General features: G+C 58.8%; 20 protein-coding genes. 11 read left to right on the top strand and 9 right to left on the bottom strand.

Annotated features, from left to right (window positions below; translation table 11 throughout):
- Nucleotides 1-100: 100 nt before the first annotated feature.
- The 4 genes from ACP3TY_RS20540 to ACP3TY_RS20525 all read left to right on the top strand — a co-directional run bounded on the left by ACP3TY_RS20540 (nucleotide 101) and on the right by ACP3TY_RS20525 (nucleotide 4,266).
- On the top strand, nucleotides 101-1,132 hold the full coding sequence (locus ACP3TY_RS20540) for an amino acid ABC transporter substrate-binding protein (protein ID WP_053117336.1): 1,032 nt from the start codon (nucleotides 101-103) through the stop codon (nucleotides 1,130-1,132).
- A gap of 66 nt (nucleotides 1,133-1,198) precedes the next feature.
- Nucleotides 1,199-2,380, top strand: a complete 1,182-nt coding sequence (locus ACP3TY_RS20535) for an amino acid ABC transporter permease (RefSeq protein WP_212544011.1) — start codon at nucleotides 1,199-1,201, stop codon at nucleotides 2,378-2,380.
- 10 nt (nucleotides 2,381-2,390) lie between these two features.
- Complete coding sequence (locus tag ACP3TY_RS20530) at nucleotides 2,391-3,488, top strand: amino acid ABC transporter permease (protein WP_008080192.1); 1,098 nt, start codon at nucleotides 2,391-2,393, stop codon at nucleotides 3,486-3,488.
- Between the two features lie 13 nt (nucleotides 3,489-3,501).
- Nucleotides 3,502-4,266 (top strand): amino acid ABC transporter ATP-binding protein, encoded by a 765-nt coding sequence (locus tag ACP3TY_RS20525; protein ID WP_150603734.1) that lies wholly within the window; start codon nucleotides 3,502-3,504, stop codon nucleotides 4,264-4,266.
- Between the two features lie 61 nt (nucleotides 4,267-4,327).
- Here ACP3TY_RS20525 and ACP3TY_RS20520 read toward each other — a convergent pair whose 3' ends face one another.
- Nucleotides 4,328-4,816: a type II toxin-antitoxin system MqsA family antitoxin gene (locus tag ACP3TY_RS20520; RefSeq protein ID WP_426618362.1), complete on the bottom strand. Its 489-nt coding sequence runs from the start codon at nucleotides 4,814-4,816 to the stop codon at nucleotides 4,328-4,330.
- Nucleotides 4,813-5,124 carry a type II toxin-antitoxin system MqsR family toxin gene (locus tag ACP3TY_RS20515; protein WP_159815599.1) on the bottom strand — a complete coding sequence of 104 codons (312 nt, stop codon included), beginning with the start codon at nucleotides 5,122-5,124 and terminating at the stop codon, nucleotides 4,813-4,815. The genes ACP3TY_RS20520 and ACP3TY_RS20515 overlap by 4 nt, the downstream gene beginning before the upstream one ends.
- Before the next feature lie 166 nt (nucleotides 5,125-5,290).
- Here ACP3TY_RS20515 and ACP3TY_RS20510 point away from each other — a divergent pair, with 166 nt between their 5' ends.
- The 5 genes from ACP3TY_RS20510 (at nucleotide 5,291) to ACP3TY_RS20490 (ending at nucleotide 9,269) form a co-directional block, all read left to right on the top strand.
- Complete coding sequence (locus ACP3TY_RS20510; RefSeq protein WP_053117351.1) at nucleotides 5,291-5,950, top strand: FadR/GntR family transcriptional regulator; 660 nt, start codon at nucleotides 5,291-5,293, stop codon at nucleotides 5,948-5,950.
- Complete coding sequence (locus tag ACP3TY_RS20505) at nucleotides 5,940-7,244, top strand: CynX/NimT family MFS transporter (RefSeq protein WP_053117354.1); 1,305 nt, start codon at nucleotides 5,940-5,942, stop codon at nucleotides 7,242-7,244. Before ACP3TY_RS20510 ends, ACP3TY_RS20505 begins: the two co-directional genes overlap by 11 nt.
- A 192-nt stretch (nucleotides 7,245-7,436) precedes the next feature.
- Nucleotides 7,437-7,907, top strand: coding sequence for a nuclear transport factor 2 family protein (locus ACP3TY_RS20500; protein WP_053117357.1), 471 nt, complete (start codon nucleotides 7,437-7,439; stop codon nucleotides 7,905-7,907).
- Between the two features lie 39 nt (nucleotides 7,908-7,946).
- Nucleotides 7,947-8,249: a GIY-YIG nuclease family protein gene (locus ACP3TY_RS20495; RefSeq protein WP_008083651.1), complete on the top strand. Its 303-nt coding sequence runs from the start codon at nucleotides 7,947-7,949 to the stop codon at nucleotides 8,247-8,249.
- Nucleotides 8,250-8,333: 84 nt separating this feature from the next.
- Nucleotides 8,334-9,269 (top strand): glutathione S-transferase family protein, encoded by a 936-nt coding sequence (locus ACP3TY_RS20490; RefSeq protein WP_053117363.1) that lies wholly within the window; start codon nucleotides 8,334-8,336, stop codon nucleotides 9,267-9,269.
- A 99-nt stretch (nucleotides 9,270-9,368) separates the two neighbouring features.
- On the opposite strand, the gene ACP3TY_RS20485 is transcribed toward ACP3TY_RS20490, so the two are convergent.
- Together ACP3TY_RS20485 and yejK are read right to left on the bottom strand one after the other, a co-directional pair.
- Nucleotides 9,369-9,719, bottom strand: coding sequence for a glutaredoxin family protein (locus ACP3TY_RS20485; RefSeq protein ID WP_053117366.1), 351 nt, complete (start codon nucleotides 9,717-9,719; stop codon nucleotides 9,369-9,371).
- Nucleotides 9,719-10,723, bottom strand: coding sequence for a nucleoid-associated protein YejK (yejK, locus tag ACP3TY_RS20480; RefSeq protein ID WP_053117368.1), 1,005 nt, complete (start codon nucleotides 10,721-10,723; stop codon nucleotides 9,719-9,721). The genes ACP3TY_RS20485 and yejK overlap by 1 nt, the downstream gene beginning before the upstream one ends.
- 521 nt (nucleotides 10,724-11,244) lie before the next feature.
- Between yejK and ACP3TY_RS20475 the strand changes: the two genes are divergently transcribed.
- A complete protein-coding gene (locus tag ACP3TY_RS20475; RefSeq protein WP_003221909.1) occupies nucleotides 11,245-11,526 on the top strand; it encodes an HU family DNA-binding protein in 282 nt (93 codons plus the stop codon).
- A gap of 191 nt (nucleotides 11,527-11,717) precedes the next feature.
- On the opposite strand, the gene rlmF is transcribed toward ACP3TY_RS20475, so the two are convergent.
- Nucleotides 11,718-12,737, bottom strand: a complete 1,020-nt coding sequence (gene rlmF / locus ACP3TY_RS20470) for a 23S rRNA (adenine(1618)-N(6))-methyltransferase RlmF (protein WP_426618361.1) — start codon at nucleotides 12,735-12,737, stop codon at nucleotides 11,718-11,720.
- A gap of 225 nt (nucleotides 12,738-12,962) precedes the next feature.
- Nucleotides 12,963-15,809, bottom strand: coding sequence for a valine--tRNA ligase (locus ACP3TY_RS20465; protein WP_426618360.1), 2,847 nt, complete (start codon nucleotides 15,807-15,809; stop codon nucleotides 12,963-12,965).
- A gap of 194 nt (nucleotides 15,810-16,003) precedes the next feature.
- On the opposite strand from ACP3TY_RS20465, the gene ACP3TY_RS20460 reads away from it, so the two are divergent.
- Entirely contained in the window at nucleotides 16,004-18,964 is a 2,961-nt protein-coding gene (locus tag ACP3TY_RS20460; RefSeq protein WP_426618359.1) for an RHS repeat-associated core domain-containing protein, read from the top strand.
- Between the two features lie 4 nt (nucleotides 18,965-18,968).
- Here ACP3TY_RS20460 and ACP3TY_RS20455 read toward each other — a convergent pair whose 3' ends face one another.
- From ACP3TY_RS20455 to ACP3TY_RS20445, 3 genes are read right to left on the bottom strand one after another with little or no spacing between them, the layout of a single operon-like run.
- Entirely contained in the window at nucleotides 18,969-19,364 is a 396-nt protein-coding gene (locus ACP3TY_RS20455) for a DNA polymerase III subunit chi (RefSeq protein ID WP_426618358.1), read from the bottom strand.
- Between the two features lie 8 nt (nucleotides 19,365-19,372).
- Nucleotides 19,373-19,801, bottom strand: coding sequence for a DNA polymerase III subunit chi (locus ACP3TY_RS20450; protein WP_053117380.1), 429 nt, complete (start codon nucleotides 19,799-19,801; stop codon nucleotides 19,373-19,375).
- Nucleotides 19,802-19,861: 60 nt separating this feature from the next.
- On the bottom strand, nucleotides 19,862-21,352 hold the full coding sequence (locus tag ACP3TY_RS20445; protein WP_426618357.1) for a leucyl aminopeptidase: 1,491 nt from the start codon (nucleotides 21,350-21,352) through the stop codon (nucleotides 19,862-19,864).
- Between the last annotated feature and the right edge of the window lie 213 nt (nucleotides 21,353-21,565).

The raw sequence follows: 21,565 nt of genomic DNA, 5'->3' as shown, positions 1-21,565 counted from the left end.
TCGGTTGACCCAATAAAAAGCCAACAAGGGTCAACACCGCCTCAAAAGGGTGCGACTGGACTCAAGCTCCGACACAACAAGAGCAAAACTGGAGGTTTGAATGAAGATGTTGAAATCCACCCTGGCCATCGTGACTGCAGCAACAGTACTCGGTGTCAGCGGGTTCGCTCAGGCGGGTGCAACCCTGGATGCAGTGCAGAAGAAAGGTTTCGTGCAGTGTGGCGTCAGCGACGGTCTGCCGGGCTTCTCGGTACCGGATGCAACCGGCAAGATCCTCGGGATCGACGCTGACGTCTGCCGCGCTGTGGCCGCTGCCGTTTTCGGCGACGCGACCAAGGTCAAGTTCAGTCAGTTGAACGCCAAGGAGCGCTTCACCGCGCTGCAGTCCGGCGAGATCGACATCCTGTCGCGCAACACCACCATGACCAGTTCGCGTGACGCGGGCATGGGCCTGAAATTCCCGGGCTTCATTACCTACTACGACGGCATCGGCTTCCTGGTGAACAACAAGCTCGGCGTGAAAAGTGCCAAAGAGCTGGACGGTGCAACCATCTGCATCCAGGCCGGTACCACCACCGAACTGAACGTTTCCGACTACTTCCGTGGCAACGGTCTGAAATACACCCCGATCACTTTCGACACCTCCGATGAAAGCGCCAAATCGCTGGAATCCGGTCGTTGCGACGTGCTGACTTCCGACAAGTCCCAGCTGTTCGCCCAGCGCAGCAAGCTGGCAGCGCCGAAGGACTACGTGGTTCTGCCGGAAACCATTTCCAAAGAACCCCTGGGCCCGGTCGTACGTAATGGCGACGACGAGTGGCTGGCCATCGTGCGTTGGGTTGGCTACGCGCTGCTCAACACCGAAGAAGCCGGCATCACTTCGAAAAACGTCGAAGCCGAAGCCAAGTCGACCAAAAACCCGGACGTCGCTCGTATGCTCGGTGCTGACGGCGAATACGGCAAAGACCTGAAACTGCCGAAAGACTGGGTAGTACAGATCGTCAAACAAGTCGGTAACTACGGCGAAATCTTCGAGAAAAACCTCGGCAAGAGCACTCCGCTGGAAATCGACCGCGGCTTGAACGCCCTGTGGAACAACGGCGGCATTCAGTACGCACCACCAGTGCGCTAATGGTTCTATCGCCCGGCGGGCCAACCGCCGGGTGATGTTCTTGTTCCATTTTTTGCGGGGCACTTCATGCAAAATTCAATCGGCGCACCTAAGCAGAGGCTCAGCCTCAGCGATCCACGAGTGCGTGCGTGGCTATTCCAGATCATCACGATTGTCGCGGTGGTCTCGCTGGGCTGGTTTCTGTTCGACAACACTCAAACCAACCTGCAGCACCGGGGCATCACTTCCGGTTTCAGCTTTCTGGAGCGCAGTGCCGGGTTCGGCATCGCTCAACACCTGATCGACTACACCGAAGCGGACAGTTATGCCCGCGTCTTCGTTATCGGTTTGCTCAACACCTTGTTGGTGACAGTGATCGGCGTGATTCTGGCGACGATTCTCGGCTTCATCATCGGTGTGGCACGGCTGTCGCAGAACTGGATCATCAGCAAACTGGCGACGGTGTACGTGGAAGTTTTCCGCAACATTCCGCCGCTGCTGCAAATCCTGTTCTGGTACTTCGCGGTATTCCTGACCATGCCGGGGCCGCGCAACAGCCATAACTTCGGCGACACCTTCTTCGTCAGCAGCCGCGGCCTGAACATGCCGGCCGCGCTGGCCGCTGATGGTTTCTGGGCGTTCATGATCAGTATCGTGGTGGCCATCGTCGGCATCGTGCTGATGTGCCGTTGGGCCAACAAGCGCTTTGAAGCGACCGGCGTACCGTTCCACAAGTTCTGGGTAGGCCTGGCGATTCTGCTGGTGATCCCGGCGTTGTGCGCACTGATCTTCGGCGCGCCGCTGCACTGGGAAATGCCTGAGCTCAAAGGCTTCAACTTCGTTGGCGGCTGGGTGCTGATCCCGGAACTGCTTGCCCTGACCCTGGCCCTGACCGTGTATACGGCGGCGTTTATCGCTGAGATCGTGCGTTCGGGGATCAAGTCGGTCAGCCACGGCCAGACCGAAGCGGCGCGTTCGCTCGGCCTGCGCAACGGCCCGACCCTGCGCAAGGTGATCATCCCGCAAGCCCTGCGCGTGATCATTCCGCCGCTGACCAGCCAATACCTCAACCTGGCGAAAAACTCTTCGCTGGCGGCCGGTATCGGTTACCCGGAAATGGTTTCGCTGTTCGCCGGCACCGTGCTTAACCAGACCGGTCAGGCGATCGAGGTGATTGCCATCACCATGAGCGTGTACCTGGCGATCAGTATCAGCATTTCCCTGCTGATGAACTGGTACAACAAGCGCATTGCGCTGATCGAGCGGTAAGGAAAAGCGCATGAGTACTCATACTTTCAAACCCGACATGCCCCCACCGAACAGCAGCATCGGCGTGGTGGCGTGGATGCGCGCGAACATGTTCTCCAGCTGGCTCAACACCTTGCTGACCCTGTTTGCGTTCTACCTGATTTATCTCGTCGTGCCACCGATTCTCAGTTGGGCAATCATTGATGCCAACTGGGTCGGCACCACCCGCGCCGACTGCACCAAGGACGGCGCTTGCTGGGTGTTCATTCAGCAGCGTTTCGGCCAGTTCATGTACGGCTATTACCCGGCTGAATGGCGCTGGCGCGTCGACCTGACCGTGTGGCTGGCGGTGATCGGCGTGGCGCCACTGTTTATCTCGCGCTTCCCGCGTAAAGCGGTGTACGGGCTGAGCTTTCTGGTGATCTACCCGATTGTTGCCTGGTGCCTGCTGCACGGCGGCGTGTTCGGCCTGCCACAGGTGGCGACCAGCCAATGGGGCGGCCTGATGCTGACCCTGGTGATCGCCACCGTCGGTATCGCCGGCGCCTTGCCGCTGGGGATCGTGCTGGCATTGGGTCGACGCTCGAACATGCCGGCGATTCGGGTGGTCTGCGTGACCTTCATCGAATTCTGGCGCGGCGTGCCGTTGATCACCGTGCTGTTCATGTCCTCGGTGATGCTGCCGCTGTTCCTGCCTGAAGGCATGAACTTCGACAAGCTGTTGCGGGCGCTGATCGGCGTGATTCTGTTCCAGTCGGCCTACGTCGCTGAAGTGGTGCGCGGTGGTCTGCAAGCGATTCCCAAAGGTCAGTACGAAGCGGCCGCAGCGATGGGCCTCGGTTACTGGCGTTCGATGGGTCTGGTGATTCTGCCGCAAGCCCTGAAGCTGGTGATCCCCGGCATCGTCAACACCTTCATTGCGCTGTTCAAGGACACCAGTCTGGTGATCATCATCGGCCTGTTTGACCTGCTCAACAGCGTCAAACAAGCCGCTGCCGATCCTAAATGGCTGGGCATGGCCACCGAAGGCTACGTGTTCGCCGCCCTGGTGTTCTGGATTTTCTGTTTTGGTATGTCGCGCTATTCCATGCATCTGGAACGCAAGCTCGACACTGGCCACAAGCGTTAGGAGTTCTCTGTAAATGAGCGAAGCAATCAAAAAGCCTGTGAGCCCTGAAGGCATTATTCAGATGCAGGGCGTCAACAAGTGGTACGGCCAGTTCCACGTGCTGAAAGACATCAACCTCAACGTAAAACAGGGCGAGCGTATCGTTTTGTGCGGCCCGTCGGGTTCCGGCAAATCGACGACTATTCGTTGTCTCAATCGTCTGGAAGAACACCAGCAGGGCCGCATCGTCGTCGACGGCGTGGAACTGACTAACGACCTCAAGCAGATCGAAGCGATCCGCCGCGAAGTCGGCATGGTGTTCCAGCACTTCAACCTGTTCCCGCACCTGACCATTTTGCAGAACTGCACCCTGGCGCCGATGTGGGTACGCAAGATGCCCAAGCGCAAGGCCGAGGAAATCGCCATGCATTACCTGGAGCGCGTACGCATTCCGGAGCAGGCGCATAAATTCCCGGGGCAACTGTCCGGTGGTCAGCAACAGCGTGTGGCGATTGCCCGCGCCCTGTGCATGAAACCGAAAATCATGCTGTTCGATGAACCAACTTCAGCGCTCGATCCGGAGATGGTGAAAGAGGTGCTGGATACCATGATCGGTTTGGCGGAAGACGGCATGACCATGCTTTGCGTGACTCACGAAATGGGCTTCGCGCGGACTGTGGCGAACCGTGTGATCTTCATGGACAAGGGTGAGATCGTTGAACAGGCTGCGCCGAATGACTTCTTCGATAATCCGCAGAATGAGCGGACGAAGTTGTTCTTGAGTCAGATCTTGCATTGATCTGACCTACGTTCTGAAATAAACCCGGACCGCGTTCCGGGTTTATTTTTACCAGGTTTTGTCAGGGCGCCGGTGCCGTCTCCTGTTCCGGGAAGCGCGCGGCGAGCAATCGCCGCAATTCACTGCCTTCGTTCATCGCGTGTATTTCGGCGAGCAGGTGAGGGTGCCGGTCTAGCAGACGCATAAGATTGAACAACGGTTGAGGCGGTGAAAGCTCGCCGCGTTCGTAGCGGGAAAAAGCGTTGTGACCTCCGCCGGATAGCAATTTAACTGCTTCTTTTTGGGTGAGATGCAATTTGCGGCGGATGCGTTTCATCTCGGCGCCCATTACGTGGAAGCACTCTTCGAGCAATTTATCGCCGGCGTCAGAATAGCGTTCGGCGCTGTCAGTATCGTTATCAAAAATGATCTCGCCGCAGGCTCTGCATTCCCACCCTGCAATGCCGTGCACCCAACGTGAAACATCCTTGTAGTTGACAGTCAAACTGCGACCTTCGAAATGTTGCATCGACTCTTGAGTGCCGCAGCTCAAGCATTGCCGTGTATTCATAAATTCTTCTCCTTGAAAGAGATCACGGGAGGACCGCCGTTGGGGCAGTAGGTGATTTTGATATACAACTCCAAGTCGTGAAATCCAATGTGGTAAACATCCTGCCAGTGTCTGTGGTTGGTGTAGCAAGTCATGGACTTGTAGAACATCCGGCGATCCAGCGAGCAGATGGCTTGCTGCATACGTTTGAGGTTTAACCCCATGCCCTTGCCCGAGCTCATCGCGCTTCCTGTAAAGGCTTTAGCGCCCAGTCTGATGACTTCTTGCTTCACTACCACCAAGTCGTAATGGGGTGTGTTCTTTTCCATAAGAAACCAAAACCCTGTCCCTGAAATTACCCTTAAAGGGTAATTTTGACCAATCGAAAATGCCGCTCCATGTGTCGCCTTTTGACCCTAGGTGGTTGCCGTCCTACATGGGTCTGACTAACATGTCGGAAAATTCATCCTATGATTGGATGAAAGGGCGAATCCTATGTCAGACATTTCTCCACTCATTAAACGATCCTTGGTCGATCAGGCCCTGGATCAACTCCGCCAGCGCATTAACAGCGGTGCCTGGCAGGTCGGCGAACGCTTGCCGACCGAACCCGAGCTCTGCGCTGAGTTGGGCATTAGCCGCAATACCGTGCGCGAAGCCATGCGTGTGTTGGCGTTTTCCGGATTGATCGAGATTCGTCAGGGCGACGGCAGCTATTTGCGCGCGCTGGTTGATCCGCTCGATACGCTGAAAGCGTTGTCGCGTTGCTCGCTGGAGCAGGCGCGGGAAACCCGGCACATCCTTGAAGTCGAGGCGATCGGCCTGGCGGCGTTGCGTCGCACCGATGAAGACCTCGCCGCATTGCGTGAGGCGCTCGGCACCAGCGGCAGTCACTACCATGGCGACCTCGATACCTACATCGCCTGCGATCTGGTGTTCCACCGCCGACTGGTCGACGCCGCGCACAACCCGACCCTCAGCGAGCTGTATCGCTATTTCTCCAGCATCGTCGGCGCGCAATTGCGCCAGACCCTGAACATCGTCCCGCGCCGTCAGGAAGTGTTCGACCTGCACATCGAGTTGCTCGATGCCGTCGAACAACGCGACCCGGAACGGGCCAAAGCTTTGTCGAGGCAGTTGATCAATGAACCTTGAAACCGAGAAATCCATGTCCCGCAGTGAGCTATCCACAACCCCGAAACGCACGGCAGAGCTTGAAGAGCTGTTGATCGACGCCGAGGCCGATGACGAGCAGGTGCAACAGAGCCACCCGCTGGTGCGCCGCCCGTGGCTGTTGCTGCTGGGGCTGATTCTGGTGGCGTTGAACTTGCGCCCGGCGCTGTCGAGCATGGCGCCGCTGCTCAGCGACGTTTCCAAGAGCCTCGGCTTGTCGGCGGCGCAGGCCGGTTTGCTGACCACACTGCCGGTGCTGTGCCTCGGTTTATTCGCACCGCTGGCACCGATTCTGGCGCGACGTTTTGGCGCCGAACGCGTGGTGTTGGGCATCCTGCTGACACTGGCCTGCGGCATCATTTTGCGTAGCAGCTTTGGTGAAATAGGCCTGTTTGCGGGCAGCGTATTGGGCGGCGCAAGCATCGGCATTGTCGGCGTATTGCTGCCGGGTATCGTCAAACGCGACTTCGCCAAACACGCCGGCACCATGACCGGCGTCTACACCATGGCGCTGTGCCTGGGCGCGGCAATGGCGGCGGGCACCAGTGTGCCGTTGAGCGAGCATTTTGGCGGAGACTGGACAATTGGCCTGGGCTTCTGGGTCATCCCGGCGCTGGTGGCGGCGTTGTTCTGGCTGCCACAGGTCGGGCAGAAACACGGTGCACACAACGTCGCCTATCGCGTGCGCGGTTTGCTGCGTGATCCGCTGGCGTGGCAAGTGACGTTGTACATGGGCCTGCAATCGTCGCTGGCGTACATCGTGTTTGGCTGGTTGCCATCGATCCTGATTGGTCGCGGGCTGACGCCGACGCAAGCGGGGCTGGTGTTGTCCGGCTCGGTGATCATCCAGCTCGCCAGTTCGCTGGCCGCGCCGTGGCTGGCCACTCGCGGCAAGGATCAGCGACTGGCAATTGTCGTGGTGATGGCGCTGACCCTGGGTGGCCTGTTCGGTTGCCTGTATGCGCCGATCGAAGGCCTGTGGGGCTGGGCGATTCTACTGGGCCTGGGGCAGGGCGGTACGTTCAGTCTGGCGTTGACGTTGATCGTCTTGCGTTCGCGGGATTCGCACGTCGCGGCGAACCTGTCGAGCATGTCCCAAGGCTTCGGTTACACGCTGGCGTCGATGGGGCCGTTTGCGGTCGGTGTGGTGCATGACTGGACGGGCGGCTGGAATGCGGTGGGCTGGATCTTCGGCATCATCGGCACCGGCGCGATCATCGCCGGCCTCGGCGCCGGGCGAGCGCTGTACGTGCAAGTGCAAAGCGAAAGAATCTGATACTTGTAGGAGCTGCGGCACGCTGCGATCTTTTGATTTTTATCTTTGGTAAATCAACATCAAAAGATCGCAGCGTGCCGCAGCTCCTACAGGGTTTTGTGTGTTGCCGTATTCGGTGTGCGAATGCCGATAGTGTTTCTTCGTATTGCGGATTATCGTGCTGGCAATCTGTACCTATTTTGGAGATTGCCCATGAGCGAAGCCCACAGCGCGTTGATCACCCGCTTCTACGAAGCCTTCAAACGTCTGGACGCCGAGGCTATGGCCGCGTGCTACACCGATGACGTGGTGTTCAGCGATCCGGCCTTCGGCGAACTGCGCGGGCGCGATGCCGGCGACATGTGGCGCATGCTCACCACCCGCGCCAAAGACTTCTCCCTGACCTTCGACAACGTCCGCGCCGATGAGCGCAGCGGCGGCGCGCACTGGGTTGCGACCTACCTGTTCAGCCAGACCGGCAACGTTGTGATCAACGATATCCAGGCCCGTTTCGTCTTCCGTGACGGCAAGATCTGCGAGCACCACGACCATTTCGATCTGTGGCGCTGGTCGCGTCAGGCTCTGGGTTTTAAAGGTCTGCTGCTGGGCTGGACGCCCCTGGTACGCAACGCCGTGCGTGCTCAAGCATTGAAGGGACTGAAGGCATTTCAGGCCGGTCGCTGATAAGATCGCGACCTGTTTCCTACACGCCTTGATCCCAAAGTGACCAGCCTTAGCGAAAAATCTGTCGATGTGGCCGAACCGGTGAGCAAGTCCTGGTTCGTCTATCTCGTTCGCGCGGCCAACGGTTCGCTGTACTGCGGCATCAGCGACGACCCGGTGCGCCGCTTCGCCAAGCATCAAAGCGGCAAAGGCGCGCGGTTCTTCCTCTCCAGCCCGGCGATGGCGTTGGTCTACACCGAGCTTTGTCGCGATAAAAGCGATGCTTTGCGTCAGGAGCGGCTGATCAAAAAACTGCGCAAGAGCGCCAAGGAATGCCTGGTCGCGTCTTATCAATCTGACTGATCGGTTCCCATCAGCCAGATCTGTAGGCTGCTAAGCAAATGCACGCTAAGCTGCCGGCTCACTTTCTGAGCGGCGGAGCCGAGCATGTCCGAGTTGATTCTGCATCATTACCCGACTTCTCCATTTGCCGAGAAGGCCCGCCTGCTGCTGGGTTTCAAAGGCCTGTCGTGGCGCTCGGTGCATATCTCGCCGGTGATGCCCAAGCCGGATCTGACCGCACTGACTGGCGGCTATCGCAAAACCCCGGTGCTGCAAATCGGCGCCGACATCTACTGCGACACTTCTCTGATCGCCCGTCGCCTGGAGCAGGAAAAAGCCCTGCCGAGCTTCTTCCCTGAAGGCCAGGAAATGACCACCGCGAGTTTCGCCACCTGGGTTGATTCGGTGGTGTTCCAGCATGCGGTGAGCCTGGTGTTCCAGCCTGAGTCGGTTGCCGTGCGTTTCGGCAAGCTGCCGCCGGAAGCGATCAAAGCGTTTATGGCTGACCGCGCCGGTTTGTTCAGTGGCGGCAGCGCCACACGTTTGTCCGCTGAGCAGGCCAAGCATCAATGGCCGACGATCATGCTGCGTCTGGAGCAACAACTGCAGCGCGAGCAGGGCGACTTCCTGTTCGGCGAGCCGTCGATTGCCGACTTCGCGCTGGCGCATCCGCTGTGGTTCCTCAAAGCTACTCACGTCACCGCGCCGTTGGTGGATGAGTATCCGGCTGTTTCCGCGTGGTTGGGTCGAGTGTTGGGCTTTGGCCATGGCGCGGCGAGTGCGATGACTTCTGAGGAAGCGCTGGAAGTTGCACGCAGTGCGACGCCAGCGGATCTGCCGAAAGAGCAGTTCATCGACCCGAATGGTTTCAAGGCAGGCCAGCAAGTGGCGATCTCGGCGACGGATTACGGTGTTGATCCAGTGGTCGGTGAGTTGCTGTTTGCCGGTAGCGAAGAGCTGATCATTCGTCGCGAAGACGAGCGCGGCGGCGTGGTGCACGTGCACTTTCCACGCTTCGGTTTCCGTATCGAAGCCCGCTAAATCTGTAGGAGCAAAGCTTGCTCGCGAACAGCGATGACGCGGTATCTCTGACAAACCGGGTTATCGTTCTTCGCGGGCAAGCCTTGCTCCTACAGAGTTTTATTTCAGGGCGGCGAGGATTTCGTCCGGGTCAAACCCGCGAATCAAGGTGCCGTTGACGTCAATCAACGGAATCCCGCGTCCACCCAATGCCTCATACGCCTTGCGCGCATCGGCATCCTTCTCGATGTCGAACTCCTTGAACGCAATCCCCTTGCTGTCGAGAAAACGCTTGGTCTGTTTGCAGTAACCGCACCAGTCGGTGGCGTAGAGCACGACGTTGGCTTGCGCCCGCGTCTGCTCGGCAACCATTTGCGACGGATTGAACACCCGCTCGATCTTGCCCCAATTCTGATACACCACGACCACCAGCAGAACCAGCGCAACCTTTTTCAGCACATTGGCGAGCATCAGTTGCGCCGCTTCAGCTGATCGGTCAGCGACGTCGGCAAACCTTTGATGACCAGGGTGCCAGCCTCTTCGTCGTACTCGATCTTCGAGCCCAGCAGGTGCGCTTCAAAGCTGATCGACAGGCCTTCGGCGCGGCCGGTGAAGCGGCGGAATTGATTCAAAGTGCGTTTGTCCGCGGGAATCTCTGGCGACAGGCCGTAGTCCTTATTGCGGATGTGATCGAAGAAGGCTTTCGGGCGCTCTTCGTCGATCAGCTCGGAGAGTTCTTCCAGGCCCATCGGCTCGCCGAGTTTGGCCTGGCTGCTGGCGTAATCGACCAGGGTTTTGGTCTTCTCGCGCGCGGACTCTTCCGGCAGGTCTTCGCTCTCGACGAAATCGCTGAAGGCCTTGAGCAGCGTGCGCGTCTCGCCCGGGCCGTCGACGCCTTCCTGGCAGCCGATAAAGTCGCGGAAGTATTCCGAGACCTTTTTGCCATTCTTGCCCTTGATGAACGAGATGTACTGCTTGGACTGCTTGTTGTTCTGCCACTCGGAGACGTTAATCCGCGCCGCCAAGTGCAGCTGGCCGAGGTCGAGGTGGCGCGACGGGGTCACGTCCAGCTCGTCGGTCACCGCCACGCCTTCGCTGTGGTGCAGCAGGGCGATCGCCAAGTAATCAGTCATGCCTTGCTGATAATGCGCGAACAGCACGTGGCCGCCGACCGACAGATTCGACTCTTCCATCAGCTTCTGCAGGTGCTCGACCGCGACTTTGCTGAATGCGGTGAAGTCCTTGCCGCCCTCCATGTATTCCTTCAGCCAGCCGCTGAACGGGAACGCGCCGGATTCCGGGTGAAACAGGCCCCAGGCTTTGCCCTGTTTGGCGTTATAGCTTTCGTTGAGGTCGGCGAGCATGTTCTCGATGGCCGCGGACTCGGCCAGTTCCGTGTCACGGGCGTGCAGAACTGCGGGCGTGCCGTCGGGTTTTTTGTCGATCAGGTGGACGATGCAATGACGGATCGGCATGGGCTTCTCGGCTGTTGGAAGGGAGGAGGGCAGGCTCCCCCGAAAAAGCGCTAAGTGTACCCGATTCTCGGCACGGGCCTGTTGTAGGAGCTGCCGCAGGCTGCGATCTTTTGATCTGGCATTTTAAAAAAAAACAGGATCAAAAGATCGCAGCCTGCGGCAGCTCCTACATAAGCGGGAAACCGCGTCAGCGGCAGCGTAAACGTGGGGTTGTAGGGTAAAACCGGGGCGTGCGACCGGGCTTATGCAGTTTTTTCGCGGTTTAGAGCAATAAAGCTGACCAAATGGGTAGCTAGAGGCGGATATTTCCTTGTCTCTGTGCTAGTTTTGCCCGGTCTTACGCGAAGTCACTGCGTTAAGCGTGCAATCAGCATTTGTCAGGTCGAACCAAACCCTGATTTCGGTATCTATAACCCGACTCGTCGTGGTTATCGCCGAGGGTGCCAGATCCAGAAGATCGGGCTCGATGGCTGACACTGCACTCTGCAATCCATATGAATTTGATAGGGAAGGAACACTACATGGCTCTTACTAAAGACCAACTGATCGCCGACATCGCTGAAGCTATCGACGCGCCGAAAACCACCGCGCGTAACGCTCTGGACCAACTGGGCCAAATCGTTGCCGATCAGCTGGAAAACGGCGGCGAAATCACCTTGCCAGGTATCGGCAAGCTGAAAGTGACCGAGCGTCCTGCCCGCACTGGCCGTAACCCTTCGACTGGCGCTGCCATCGAAATCCCTGCGAAGAAAGTGATCAAGCTGGTTGTGGCCAAAGGCCTGACCGACGCTGTGAACAAGTAAGACGCAGCAATAAAAAACCGTGCTCCGGAGTGATCCGGGCACGGTTTTTTTGTGCCTGCGATTTGGTGGTCAAGTCGCGGGCCAATGTGGGAGCGAGCCTGCTCGCGAAAGCGCTAGGTCAGTCACCCTAAATCTCGACTGATATACCGCATTCGCGAGCAGGCTCGCTCCCACAGGGGATCTGCGGTGCGTTAGCGAACCCAACGCTCGCGGCGCCAGATCTGCTGCTCGGACTTGGTCTGGAACGTCCACGCCACGAAACGGCTTTGCTTCTGGCCCTGCGACATCTCCACGACCTGGCTTTCCAGCACGCCGGCCTTTTTCAGCGCGGTTTCGATGGCTGGCAGGTTCGAGGCTTTCGACACCAAGGTGCTGAACCACAGCACTTTGTGCTGGAAATTCGCGCTCTCGGCGATCAGTTGCGTCACGAAACGCGCTTCGCCGCCTTCACACCACAGCTCGGCCGACTGGCCACCGAAGTTCAGCACCGGCAGTTTGCGTTTCGGATCGGCCTTGCCCAGGGCGCGCCATTTGCGCTCGCTGCCCTTGGTCGCTTCGTCCATCGAGGCGTGGAACGGCGGGTTGCACATGGTCAGGTCGAAACGCTCACCTGGCTCCAGCAAGCCAATCAGGATGTGCTTGCGGTTTTCCTGCAAGCGCAACTGGATCACCTTGTTCAAGTCGTTGGACTGAACGATTGCTTTGGCGGCAGCCACGGCCGTCGGGTCGATTTCTGAACCGAGGAAGTGCCAGCGGTATTCGCTGTTACCGATCAGCGGGTACACGCAGTTGGCACCCATGCCGATGTCGAGCACGTTGATGATTGCGCCACGCGGCACCTTGCCGTCGTTCATGCTCGCCAGCAGGTCAGCGAGGAAGTGCACGTAATCGGCACGGCCCGGCACTGGCGGGCAGAGGTAGTCTGCCGGGATGTCCCAATGCTGTATGCCATAGAACGACTTGAGCAGCGCCCGGTTGAACACGCGCACCGCGTCGGGGCTGGCGAAGTCGATGCTTTCCTTGCCGTACGGGTTGGTGATCACGAACTTCGCCAGTTCCGGCGTGGTCTTGATCAGCGCCGGGAAGTCGTAACGACCCTGATGGCGATTGCGCGGGTGCAGGCTGGCCTTTTCACGCGGCTCGACGGTCTTGGCCGGGGTCGCGGAGTCAGGCTTTTTGCGCGCAGGTTTGGGTGTGCGGGGGGCGTTCATGGGCGTGATCGATTCGGGTATGGCTGAAAGTGGCGGGTATTGTCCCACATTGACGAGCTATGCGCCGATCCCATGTAGGAGCTGCCGCAGGCTGCGATCTTTTGATCTTGGTTTTTAAAAGCCAGATCAAAAGATCGCAGCCTGCGGCAGCTTCTACAGGGGGGAATGTGGCGGGAATGAAAAAGGGAGGCCACTTGGGCCTCCCTTTTTCAATGCGATTTGCCGTTACAGACTGGCAATCCGCGCGTGTTGCTCAGCCAGTTTGGCCAGGGCTTGTTCAGCCTCGGCCAGTTTGGCGCGTTCCTTCTCGATGACTTCGGCCGGGGCCTTGTCAACGAATCCGGCGTTGGACAATTTGCCGCCAACACGCTGAACTTCACCCTGCAAACGCAAGATTTCCTTGTCCAGACGTGCCAGCTCGGCGCCCTTGTCGATCAGACCGGCCATCGGTACCAGCACTTCCATCTCGCCAACCAGAGCGGTCGCGGACAGCGGGGCTTCTTCGCCAGCCGCCAGAACGGTGATCGATTCCAGACGCGCCAGCTTCTTCAGCAGCGCTTCGTTCTCGGTCAGACGGCGCTGGTCTTCAGCGCTGACGTTCTTCAGGTAGATCGGCAGTGGTTTGCCCGGGCCGATGTTCATTTCGCCACGGATGTTGCGCGTGCCGAGCATCAGTTCCTTCAGCCATTCGATGTCGTTCTCGGCGGCCGGATCGATGCGCTCTTCGTTGGCCACTGGCCAAGGTTGCAGCATGATCGTCTTGCCCTGAATACCGGCCAGCGGCGCGATGCGCTGCCAGATTTCTTCAGTGATGAACGGCATGAACGGATGCGCCAGACGCAGCGCCACTTCCAGCACACGAACCAGCGTACGGCGAGTGCCGCGCTGACGTTCAACCGGCGCGTTCTCGTCCCACAGCACTGGCTTGGACAGTTCCAGGTACCAGTCGCAGTACTGGTTCCAGATGAACTCGTACAGCGCTTGCGCCGCCAGGTCGAAACGGAACTGATCGAGTTGACGGGTCACTTCGGCTTCGGTGCGTTGCAGTTGCGAGATGATCCAGCGATCCGCCAGCGACAGTTCGTAGGCTTCGCCGTTCTGGCCGCAATCTTCGCCCTTGTCCAGAACATAACGCGCGGCGTTCCAGATCTTGTTGCAGAAGTTGCGATAGCCTTCAACGCGGCCCATGTCGAACTTGATGTCGCGACCGGTCGAAGCCAGCGAGCAGAAGGTGAAGCGCAGGGCGTCGGTGCCGTAGCTGGCGATGCCGTCGGCGAACTCGTCGCGGGTCTGCTTCTCGATCTTCTTCGCCAGTTTCGGCTGCATCAGACCCGAGGTGCGCTTCTGCACCAGGTCTTCCAGTTCGATGCCGTCGATGATGTCCAGCGGGTCAAGGACGTTGCCCTTGGACTTGGACATCTTCTGGCCCTGACCATCACGCACCAGACCGTGTACATATACGGTCTTGAACGGTACCTGCGGCGTGCCGTCCTCGTTCTTGATCAGGTGCATGGTCAGCATGATCATCCGGGCAACCCAGAAGAAAATGATGTCGAAGCCCGTGACCAGTACGTCGGTGGAGTGGAATTTCTTCAGGAACTCGGTTTTTTCCGGCCAGCCCAGGGTGGAGAACGTCCACAGACCGGAACTGAACCAGGTGTCGAGAACGTCGTTGTCCTGTTGCAGCGCTACGTCCGGGCCAAGATTGTTTTTGGCGCGCACTTCGGCTTCGTCGCGACCGACATAGACTTTGCCCGACTCGTCGTACCAGGCCGGAATCCGGTGGCCCCACCACAGCTGACGGCTGATGCACCAATCCTGAATGTCGCGCATCCACGAGAAGTACATGTTTTCGTACTGCTTCGGTACGAACTGAATGCGACCGTCTTCAACGGCAGCAATCGCAGGCTCGGCCAAAGGCTTGGTCGACACGTACCACTGGTCGGTCAGCCACGGCTCGATGATGGTGCCGGAGCGGTCGCCTTTCGGCACTTTCAGGGCGTGGTCGTTGACGCTGACCAGCAGGCCGGCGGCGTCGAACGCAGCAACGATCTGCTTGCGCGCTTCAAAACGCTCAAGACCGGCGTATTCAGCTGGAATTGCGCCATCAATGCTGTCGTTCAGCGTACCGTCGAGGTTGAACACCTGGGCTGCCGGCAGCACGTTGGCGTTCTTGTCGAAGATGTTCAGCAGCGGCAGATTGTGGCGCTTGCCGACTTCGTAGTCGTTGAAATCGTGGGCCGGGGTGATTTTCACGCAGCCGGTGCCGAATTCAGGATCGCAGTAATCGTCGGCGATGATCGGGATGCGGCGGCCAACCAGTGGCAGCTCGACGAACTTGCCGATCAGGGCTTGGTAGCGCTCATCGTTCGGGTTAACCGCAACGGCGGAGTCGCCGAGCATGGTTTCCGGACGGGTGGTCGCGACGATCAGGAAGTCGTTGCCTTCAGCGGTTTTCGCGCCGTCGGCCAGCGGATACTTCAGGTTCCACAGGAAACCTTTCTCGTCGTGGTTTTCCACTTCGAGGTCGGAAATCGCCGTGTGCAGCTTGGTGTCCCAGTTGACCAGACGCTTGCCGCGATAGATCAGACCGTCTTCGTGCAGACGCACGAACGCTTCTTTAACCGCTTCCGAGAGGCCATCGTCCATAGTGAAGCGCTCGCGGCTCCAGTCAACGGACGAGCCGAGGCGGCGGATCTGACGGCTGATGTTGCCGCCGGACTGATCCTTCCATTCCCAGACTTTCTCGAGGAATTTTTCGCGACCCAGATCGTGGCGATTCTGGCCTTGGGCTTCGAGTTGACGCTCCACCAGCATCTGCGTGGCAATACCGGCGTGGTCGGTGCCCGGCTGCCACAGGGTGTTGCGACCCTGCATGCGGCGGAAACGGATCAAGGCGTCCATGATCGCGTTGTTGAAACCGTGACCCATGTGCAGGCTGCCGGTGACGTTCGGCGGCGGGATCATGATGGTGTAGGAGTCGCCCGCGCCTTGCGGGGCGAAGTAGTTCTCGGACTCCCAGGTGTTGTACCAGGAAGTTTCAATGGCGTGCGGCTGGTAGGTCTTATCCATGCGCGGCGGGACCCTATTGGCATTAATTCAGGAAAAGCCGACGAGTATAGCGGGGCATGGGGCCGAGGGCGAGCGGGGCGGATCGAGTGTCTGTCCGTGCGCGCAATGAGTTGTACGCCTATACCCATTGTGACGTTCTGGTCGGCGGTGAATCGCAGGGTTTCTGCCGCGCCTCTTTGACTTCGAGTGACTGAATGAAACTGTCCGAGACTTCACTGAATACCTATACGCCGTCGGTCGTGGCCTGTGATGCCCGTGGTCTGTCGGTGCGAGAAGTGCAATATCACCGCCATCCCGAATCGCCAGCGATCACCCAGGCACGCATTACCTGTCATCAGTTCGATGCGCGCGGCATCAACGTTCGAAGCGCTGACCCGCGTTTGAATGAGGCAGGGTTGGCCAACTTCATCCATATCACGAGCCTTTCCGGCACTGTGCTGTGCCAGGAAGGCGTCGACAATGGCACTGTCGTGACGATGAATGACGCGGCTGGCCGGTCGTTCAGGGTGGTGAGCAACATTCACTCCGGTGACGATGGCGCAGACATCAATCGGCATGCCGTGACCCGAATCTTTCAATACGAAAGCAATAATCTGCGAGGACGCCCGGTTAGCCTTGTCGAGCAGAACGCAGAGGGTGTCCGCCGAATCAGCGAGCGCTGGCGATATGCGGGGAACAGTGACCTTGAAGCGTCGCAGAACCTGGCCGGGCAATGCGTGAGCCACTACGACACGGCGGGTCTGGTCAGAGTCGACAGTCTGGCGCTAAGCGGCGTAGCGCTGTCCGTTACTCGTCGTCTGCTGGCGCACGCCGATGACCCGGACGCCGTTGCCGATTGGCAGGGCGAAGACGCTCAGGCTTGGGATGGCTTGCTGGCGGCCAAGGGCTTCACCCACCAGACCACCACCGATGCGACGGGCGCGGAGCAGACCACCACGGACGCTGCGGGCAACCGACAGCGCATGGCATATGACGTGGAAGGTTTGCTCACGAGCCGTTGGCTAACCCTGAAAAATCGGGTCGAGAAAAATATTGTGAAATCCCTGACTTACTCGGCGGCCGGCCAAACGCTGCGCGAAGAACACGCTAATGGCGTGGTGACTCGTTGGGGATACGAGGAAGAGACGCAACGCTTGCTGGGGATAAATGTACAAAGGCCGGTCGGTCACGTGTCCGGGGCGAAAGTCTTGCAAGATCTGAAATATCAATATGACCCGGTCGGTAATGTGCTCGGCGTACATAACGATGCAGAAGAAACCCGCTACTGGCGTAATCAGGAAGTCGTGCCGCAGCACACTTACGTCTATGACAGTCTCTATCAATTGGTCAGCGCCACCGGACGTGAGATGGCGAATGCCGGCCGGCAGCGTGGCTTTCCTGTCGTATCCGGTTTCGACAGTGCCACTTACACGGCTTATACGCGCACTTACAGCTACGACGAGGCGGGCAATCTGACGCGGATTCGCCACTGCGCGCCAGTGTCCGATCACTGCCACACCACAACCGTTACGGTCAGTCACCGCAGCAATCGCGGCGTGACAAGTCTCCTTTGCACTGATCCGCGAGAAGTGGACGGCTGGTTCACCGCAGGCGGCCAGCAAACAATCCTGCAACCCGGTCAACCGCTGGCCTGGACGTCCCGCAACGAAATTCTGAAGGTCACTCCGGTTGAGCGAGGTGGCGCAAAAGATGACGTCGAGAGCTACCGCTATGACGGCGGCAGTCAACGGCTCTTGAAGATCACTACCCAGAACACCATCAGCGCCACGCGGGAGCAGCAGGTGATTTACCTGCCCGCGCTGGAGCTAAGGACTATGAAAATCAACGGCACTGAAGCGCAGCGTTTACAGGTCATCAGCGTGGGAGCTAGCGGTCAGTCGTCGGTGCGGGTATTGCACTGGGAGAGCGGAAGACCAGAAGACATCAGTAACGATCAATTGCGTTACAGCCATGATGATCTGATCGGCAGCAGCGGGCTGGAAGTCGATGCGCAGGGGAAAGTGATCAGCCGCGAAGAATACTTTCCTTACGGCGGTACGGCAGTCTGGACGGCGAGAAATGCAGTGGAGGCGAGTTTCAAAACCGTCAGGTATTCAGGCAAGGAGCGCGATGCGACGGGGCTTTACTACTATGGCTGGCGCTACTACCAGCCGTGGATTGGACGCTGGTTGAGTGCTGATCCGGGCGGAACGATTGACGGGATGAACCTGTATGTCATGGCCGGCAACAACCCGGTCACGTTCCGTGACAGCAACGGGTTATTGAAAGAGGGTCGGGAGGCAGCGCGGCGCGTGGGTGAGACCTTTGTTCATCCTCGGCATATGCCTGTCTTTGAAAGAATTTCAAGGGTGCAAAATATTGCCCTGAGCGTTCGTGAATCAGGCAGTTACACACTCAATGCGCTGGGTGAAGGCGCGGCCGCCAAAGGGCATAACATTCTTGAAAAAACCATAAAGCAAAGTTCGCTGACGGGCGTTTATGGTGAACAGGCTGGCGCCATGCTTCAGAGGGCCGAGAGCAGTGGGTTTGCCGGGCGAGTGGGCAAGTGGAACAAGGCGGGCCTGCAGGGTGTTTATGCGCGCAATAACGTAAGTTTTGAAGACACGACTTACGACATCAATTTGCAAAGCCCCGTAGAGCACGAACTGGTTGATTCCTGGATCAAGTTCAAGATCGTCACGCCTTATACGGGCGATTACGACATGCATGACATCATTCGTTTCAGCGGTGACAAGGGGCATGTCCCTGAATCGGGAAGTGTCGATGAGAAAGAAATAAAGGATCTGATCAATCTTGGCGTTGCGGCATCTGACCCGGCGAGGTCATTCGAAGACGTCTCGATGAATGTTGTTCGTCATGGGCCGCAAGTGAACTTCGTATCTTATATGTGGAAAAACGAGTTTGAAAAAGTCCAGGCCGACAATGGTTATCTCGGTGCAGTGGCGCGGCCAGGCCCGTTTCCGATAGCGATGGTGCACCAAGGGCGGTGGAGCATTCTGGAGAATAGCCATGAGCTGTTCGAGTTCTACGGCTCTACCAATACCGTTGTTCCGGAACACTGGGCGCAAGAATTTGTGGGGCGAGGAGGGGCAATGGTCGCCACTCCCCGGCACGCGAAAATTCTGGATAAGTTCCGCAGGGCAAATACAGTCTGAAAGCTTATTCGTATTGGCTGAGCAGCCTTTCCATCCGCGCATCGAGGCGCCGTTTGATTTCGGTTTCGATGTGCGGCGCGAAGTCGTCGATCACGTCTTGCATGATCAATTGCGCGGCGGCGCGCAGTTCGCTGTCGAGGTGGAGCAGGGCGTCCGGGCCTTTATTCACCGCTGCCGCAGGTTGCGCGGCCGGCGCTGGCGTTGGCGCAGGTTGCGGTTCGACGGCTTGCAGTTCATTGCCAACCGCTTCGAACAACATCGGAATTTGTTCCTGTTCACCTTCATCGACCGTATCGGTCAACAGCGGTGGTTGCAGGTTGTCGTCGCCGAGCAACTGACGAATCGATTCGAGATCGTCGAGCAGGTGTGTCGGCTTTTGCTGCGGTTTCGGAGTGTCCATTGGAATGCTCAGAGTCGCTGTAAACGGTGATCTTGCAGAGGATAGCCCTGTTCGCGGTAGAAGCGAAAACTCTCCCGCGCCGCGGCACGAATCGTCGGGTCTTCGACCACCACTTCCGCCACCCGGGCGAACTTGTTGGCGAAGGCCGGGACTTTCAGGTCGAGGTTGACCAGCAAATCCTGATGCTGACCGCAGTCATCACCCACACCCAGCACGATCAAACCGTCCGGTTCGCTGTCGGCAGGGCCATGCGGCACGAAGCTTTCGCCCTTGAACGCCCACAGGCGCGCATCGAGATCGTCACGCTGGGCGGCATCGCTGCAATGCAGATAGATGCGGTGACCCATGCGCCAGGCTTTCTCGGTGAGCTTGCAAGCGAAGTCCAGGCGAGCCGAAGGGTCGGCGCTGGGCAGAATGTAAAAATCGACTTTGGTCATTGCGGTTCCAGAGCGGCAAGCGACGTCACCGGAGAGTGACGCCGCCGCCCATCAGCGGGTTCAGGCTTTGGCGCGATCCAGCAGGTACTGGGTCAGCAATGGCACCGGACGGCCAGTGGCGCCCTTGTCCTTGCCGCCACTGGTCCATGCGGTGCCCGCGATGTCCAGGTGCGCCCAGTTGAGGTTCTTGGTGAAGCGCGACAGGAAGCACGCGGCGGTGATGGTGCCGGCTTTCGGGCCGCCAATGTTGGCGATGTCGGCGAACGGGCTGTCCAGTTGCTCCTGGTACTCGTCGAACAGCGGCAGTTGCCAGGCACGGTCGTCAGCAGCCTGGCCGGCGCTGAGCAGTTGGCCGATCAGTTCGTCGTTGTTGCCCAGCAGACCCGAGGTGTGCGCACCCAGTGCGACGACGCAAGCGCCGGTCAGGGTGGCGATGTCGATCACCGCTTGTGGCTTGAAGCGCTCGGAGTAGGTCAGCGCATCGCACAGCACCAGTCGGCCTTCGGCGTCGGTGTTGAGGATTTCCACGGTCTGGCCGCTCATGGTGGTGACGATGTCGCCTGGACGGGTCGCGTTGCCGCTCGGCATGTTTTCCGCGCAAGCGAGGATGCACACCAGGTTGATCGGCAGTTTCAGCTCAAGCACGGCGCGCAGGGTACCGAACACCGAGGCAGCGCCGCCCATGTCGTACTTCATTTCGTCCATGCCGGCGCCCGGCTTCAGGCTGATGCCGCCGGTGTCGAAAGTGATGCCTTTACCGACCAGTGCGTACGGCTTCTCGGATTTCTTGCCGCCGTTGTATTGCATGACGATCAGACGTGGCGGTTGCTCGCTGCCTTGGCCGACGGCGTAGAACGAACCCATGCCCAAAGATTTGATCTTCTTCTCGTCGAGGACTTCGACTTTCAGATCCTTGAATTCTTTGCCCAGGTTTTTGGCTTGTTCGCCAAGGAAGGTCGGGTGGCAGATGTTCGGTGGCAGGTTGCCCAGATCACGGGTGAAGGCCATGCCGTTGGCGATCGCGGTGGCGTGACTCACGGCGCGCTGCACTTCAGCCTGGGCAGCCTTGATGGTCAGCAGGGTGATTTTTTTCAGTGCGCGCGGTTCGGCTTTCTGGCTCTTGAACTGGTCGAAAGTGTATTCGCCGTCCACCAGGGTTTCCGCCAGCAGACGGGTTTTGCCGTAGCTGTCGCGGTTTTTAACAATAACTTCATCCAGCGCCAGCACGGCGTCGCTGCCGTTCAGGCCTTTCAATGTGTTGAGAATGCCGGCAACGATTTTGCGGAACGGACGGTCGCCCAGTTCTTCATCCTTGCCCACGCCGACCAGCAGCACGCGCTCGGCTTTCAGGTTCGGCAGGCTGTGCAGCAGCAGGCTTTGACCGACTTTGCCGGCCAGATCGCCACGCTTGAGGACGGCGCTGATCGCGCCACCGCTCAGCTCGTCAACCTGTTTGGCGGCGGCGCCGAGTTTGCGGCCTTCGCCGACGGCAACCACCAGGGTGGCGGTTTTCAACGTTTCTGGGCTAACGCTTTTTACAACCAGTTCCATGTCCGGATCCCTGAATGAATGGTCAACATGCAGGCGTTCGACGGTGTCCGCAGTCGCCTGCTTATAAATAGAAGAGGCGCAGGCCAAAGCCTGCGACAAGGGCCGCAGTTTGAACCTCGCTCCCCGCGCCTGACAACCCTCGGTTGTACGATCTGCAACGGATTACAGACATGGATGAGTGTGCGCAGTGACAGGCGCCCCCAATCACAGGAT

The sequence above is a fragment of the Pseudomonas rustica genome (assembly GCF_049959085.1).
GTDB lineage: Bacteria > Pseudomonadota > Gammaproteobacteria > Pseudomonadales > Pseudomonadaceae > Aquipseudomonas > Aquipseudomonas rustica.
This window is presented reverse-complemented; position numbering and strand designations above follow the sequence as displayed.

Coding starts and splice junctions, on each gene's coding strand:
- ACP3TY_RS20540 (WP_053117336.1), top strand. CDS start 101: ATGAAGATGTTGAAATCCACCCTGGCCATCGTGACTGCAGCAACAGTA.
- ACP3TY_RS20535 (WP_212544011.1), top strand. CDS start 1,199: ATGCAAAATTCAATCGGCGCACCTAAGCAGAGGCTCAGCCTCAGCGAT.
- ACP3TY_RS20530 (WP_008080192.1), top strand. CDS start 2,391: ATGAGTACTCATACTTTCAAACCCGACATGCCCCCACCGAACAGCAGC.
- ACP3TY_RS20525 (WP_150603734.1), top strand. CDS start 3,502: ATGAGCGAAGCAATCAAAAAGCCTGTGAGCCCTGAAGGCATTATTCAG.
- ACP3TY_RS20520 (WP_426618362.1), bottom strand. CDS start 4,816: ATGAATACACGGCAATGCTTGAGCTGCGGCACTCAAGAGTCGATGCAA.
- ACP3TY_RS20515 (WP_159815599.1), bottom strand. CDS start 5,124: ATGGAAAAGAACACACCCCATTACGACTTGGTGGTAGTGAAGCAAGAA.
- ACP3TY_RS20510 (WP_053117351.1), top strand. CDS start 5,291: ATGTCAGACATTTCTCCACTCATTAAACGATCCTTGGTCGATCAGGCC.
- ACP3TY_RS20505 (WP_053117354.1), top strand. CDS start 5,940: ATGAACCTTGAAACCGAGAAATCCATGTCCCGCAGTGAGCTATCCACA.
- ACP3TY_RS20500 (WP_053117357.1), top strand. CDS start 7,437: ATGAGCGAAGCCCACAGCGCGTTGATCACCCGCTTCTACGAAGCCTTC.
- ACP3TY_RS20490 (WP_053117363.1), top strand. CDS start 8,334: ATGTCCGAGTTGATTCTGCATCATTACCCGACTTCTCCATTTGCCGAG.
- ACP3TY_RS20485 (WP_053117366.1), bottom strand. CDS start 9,719: ATGCTCGCCAATGTGCTGAAAAAGGTTGCGCTGGTTCTGCTGGTGGTC.
- yejK (WP_053117368.1), bottom strand. CDS start 10,723: ATGCCGATCCGTCATTGCATCGTCCACCTGATCGACAAAAAACCCGAC.
- ACP3TY_RS20475 (WP_003221909.1), top strand. CDS start 11,245: ATGGCTCTTACTAAAGACCAACTGATCGCCGACATCGCTGAAGCTATC.
- rlmF (WP_426618361.1), bottom strand. CDS start 12,737: ATGAACGCCCCCCGCACACCCAAACCTGCGCGCAAAAAGCCTGACTCC.
- ACP3TY_RS20465 (WP_426618360.1), bottom strand. CDS start 15,809: ATGGATAAGACCTACCAGCCGCACGCCATTGAAACTTCCTGGTACAAC.
- ACP3TY_RS20460 (WP_426618359.1), top strand. CDS start 16,004: ATGAAACTGTCCGAGACTTCACTGAATACCTATACGCCGTCGGTCGTG.
- ACP3TY_RS20455 (WP_426618358.1), bottom strand. CDS start 19,364: ATGGACACTCCGAAACCGCAGCAAAAGCCGACACACCTGCTCGACGAT.
- ACP3TY_RS20450 (WP_053117380.1), bottom strand. CDS start 19,801: ATGACCAAAGTCGATTTTTACATTCTGCCCAGCGCCGACCCTTCGGCT.
- ACP3TY_RS20445 (WP_426618357.1), bottom strand. CDS start 21,352: ATGGAACTGGTTGTAAAAAGCGTTAGCCCAGAAACGTTGAAAACCGCC.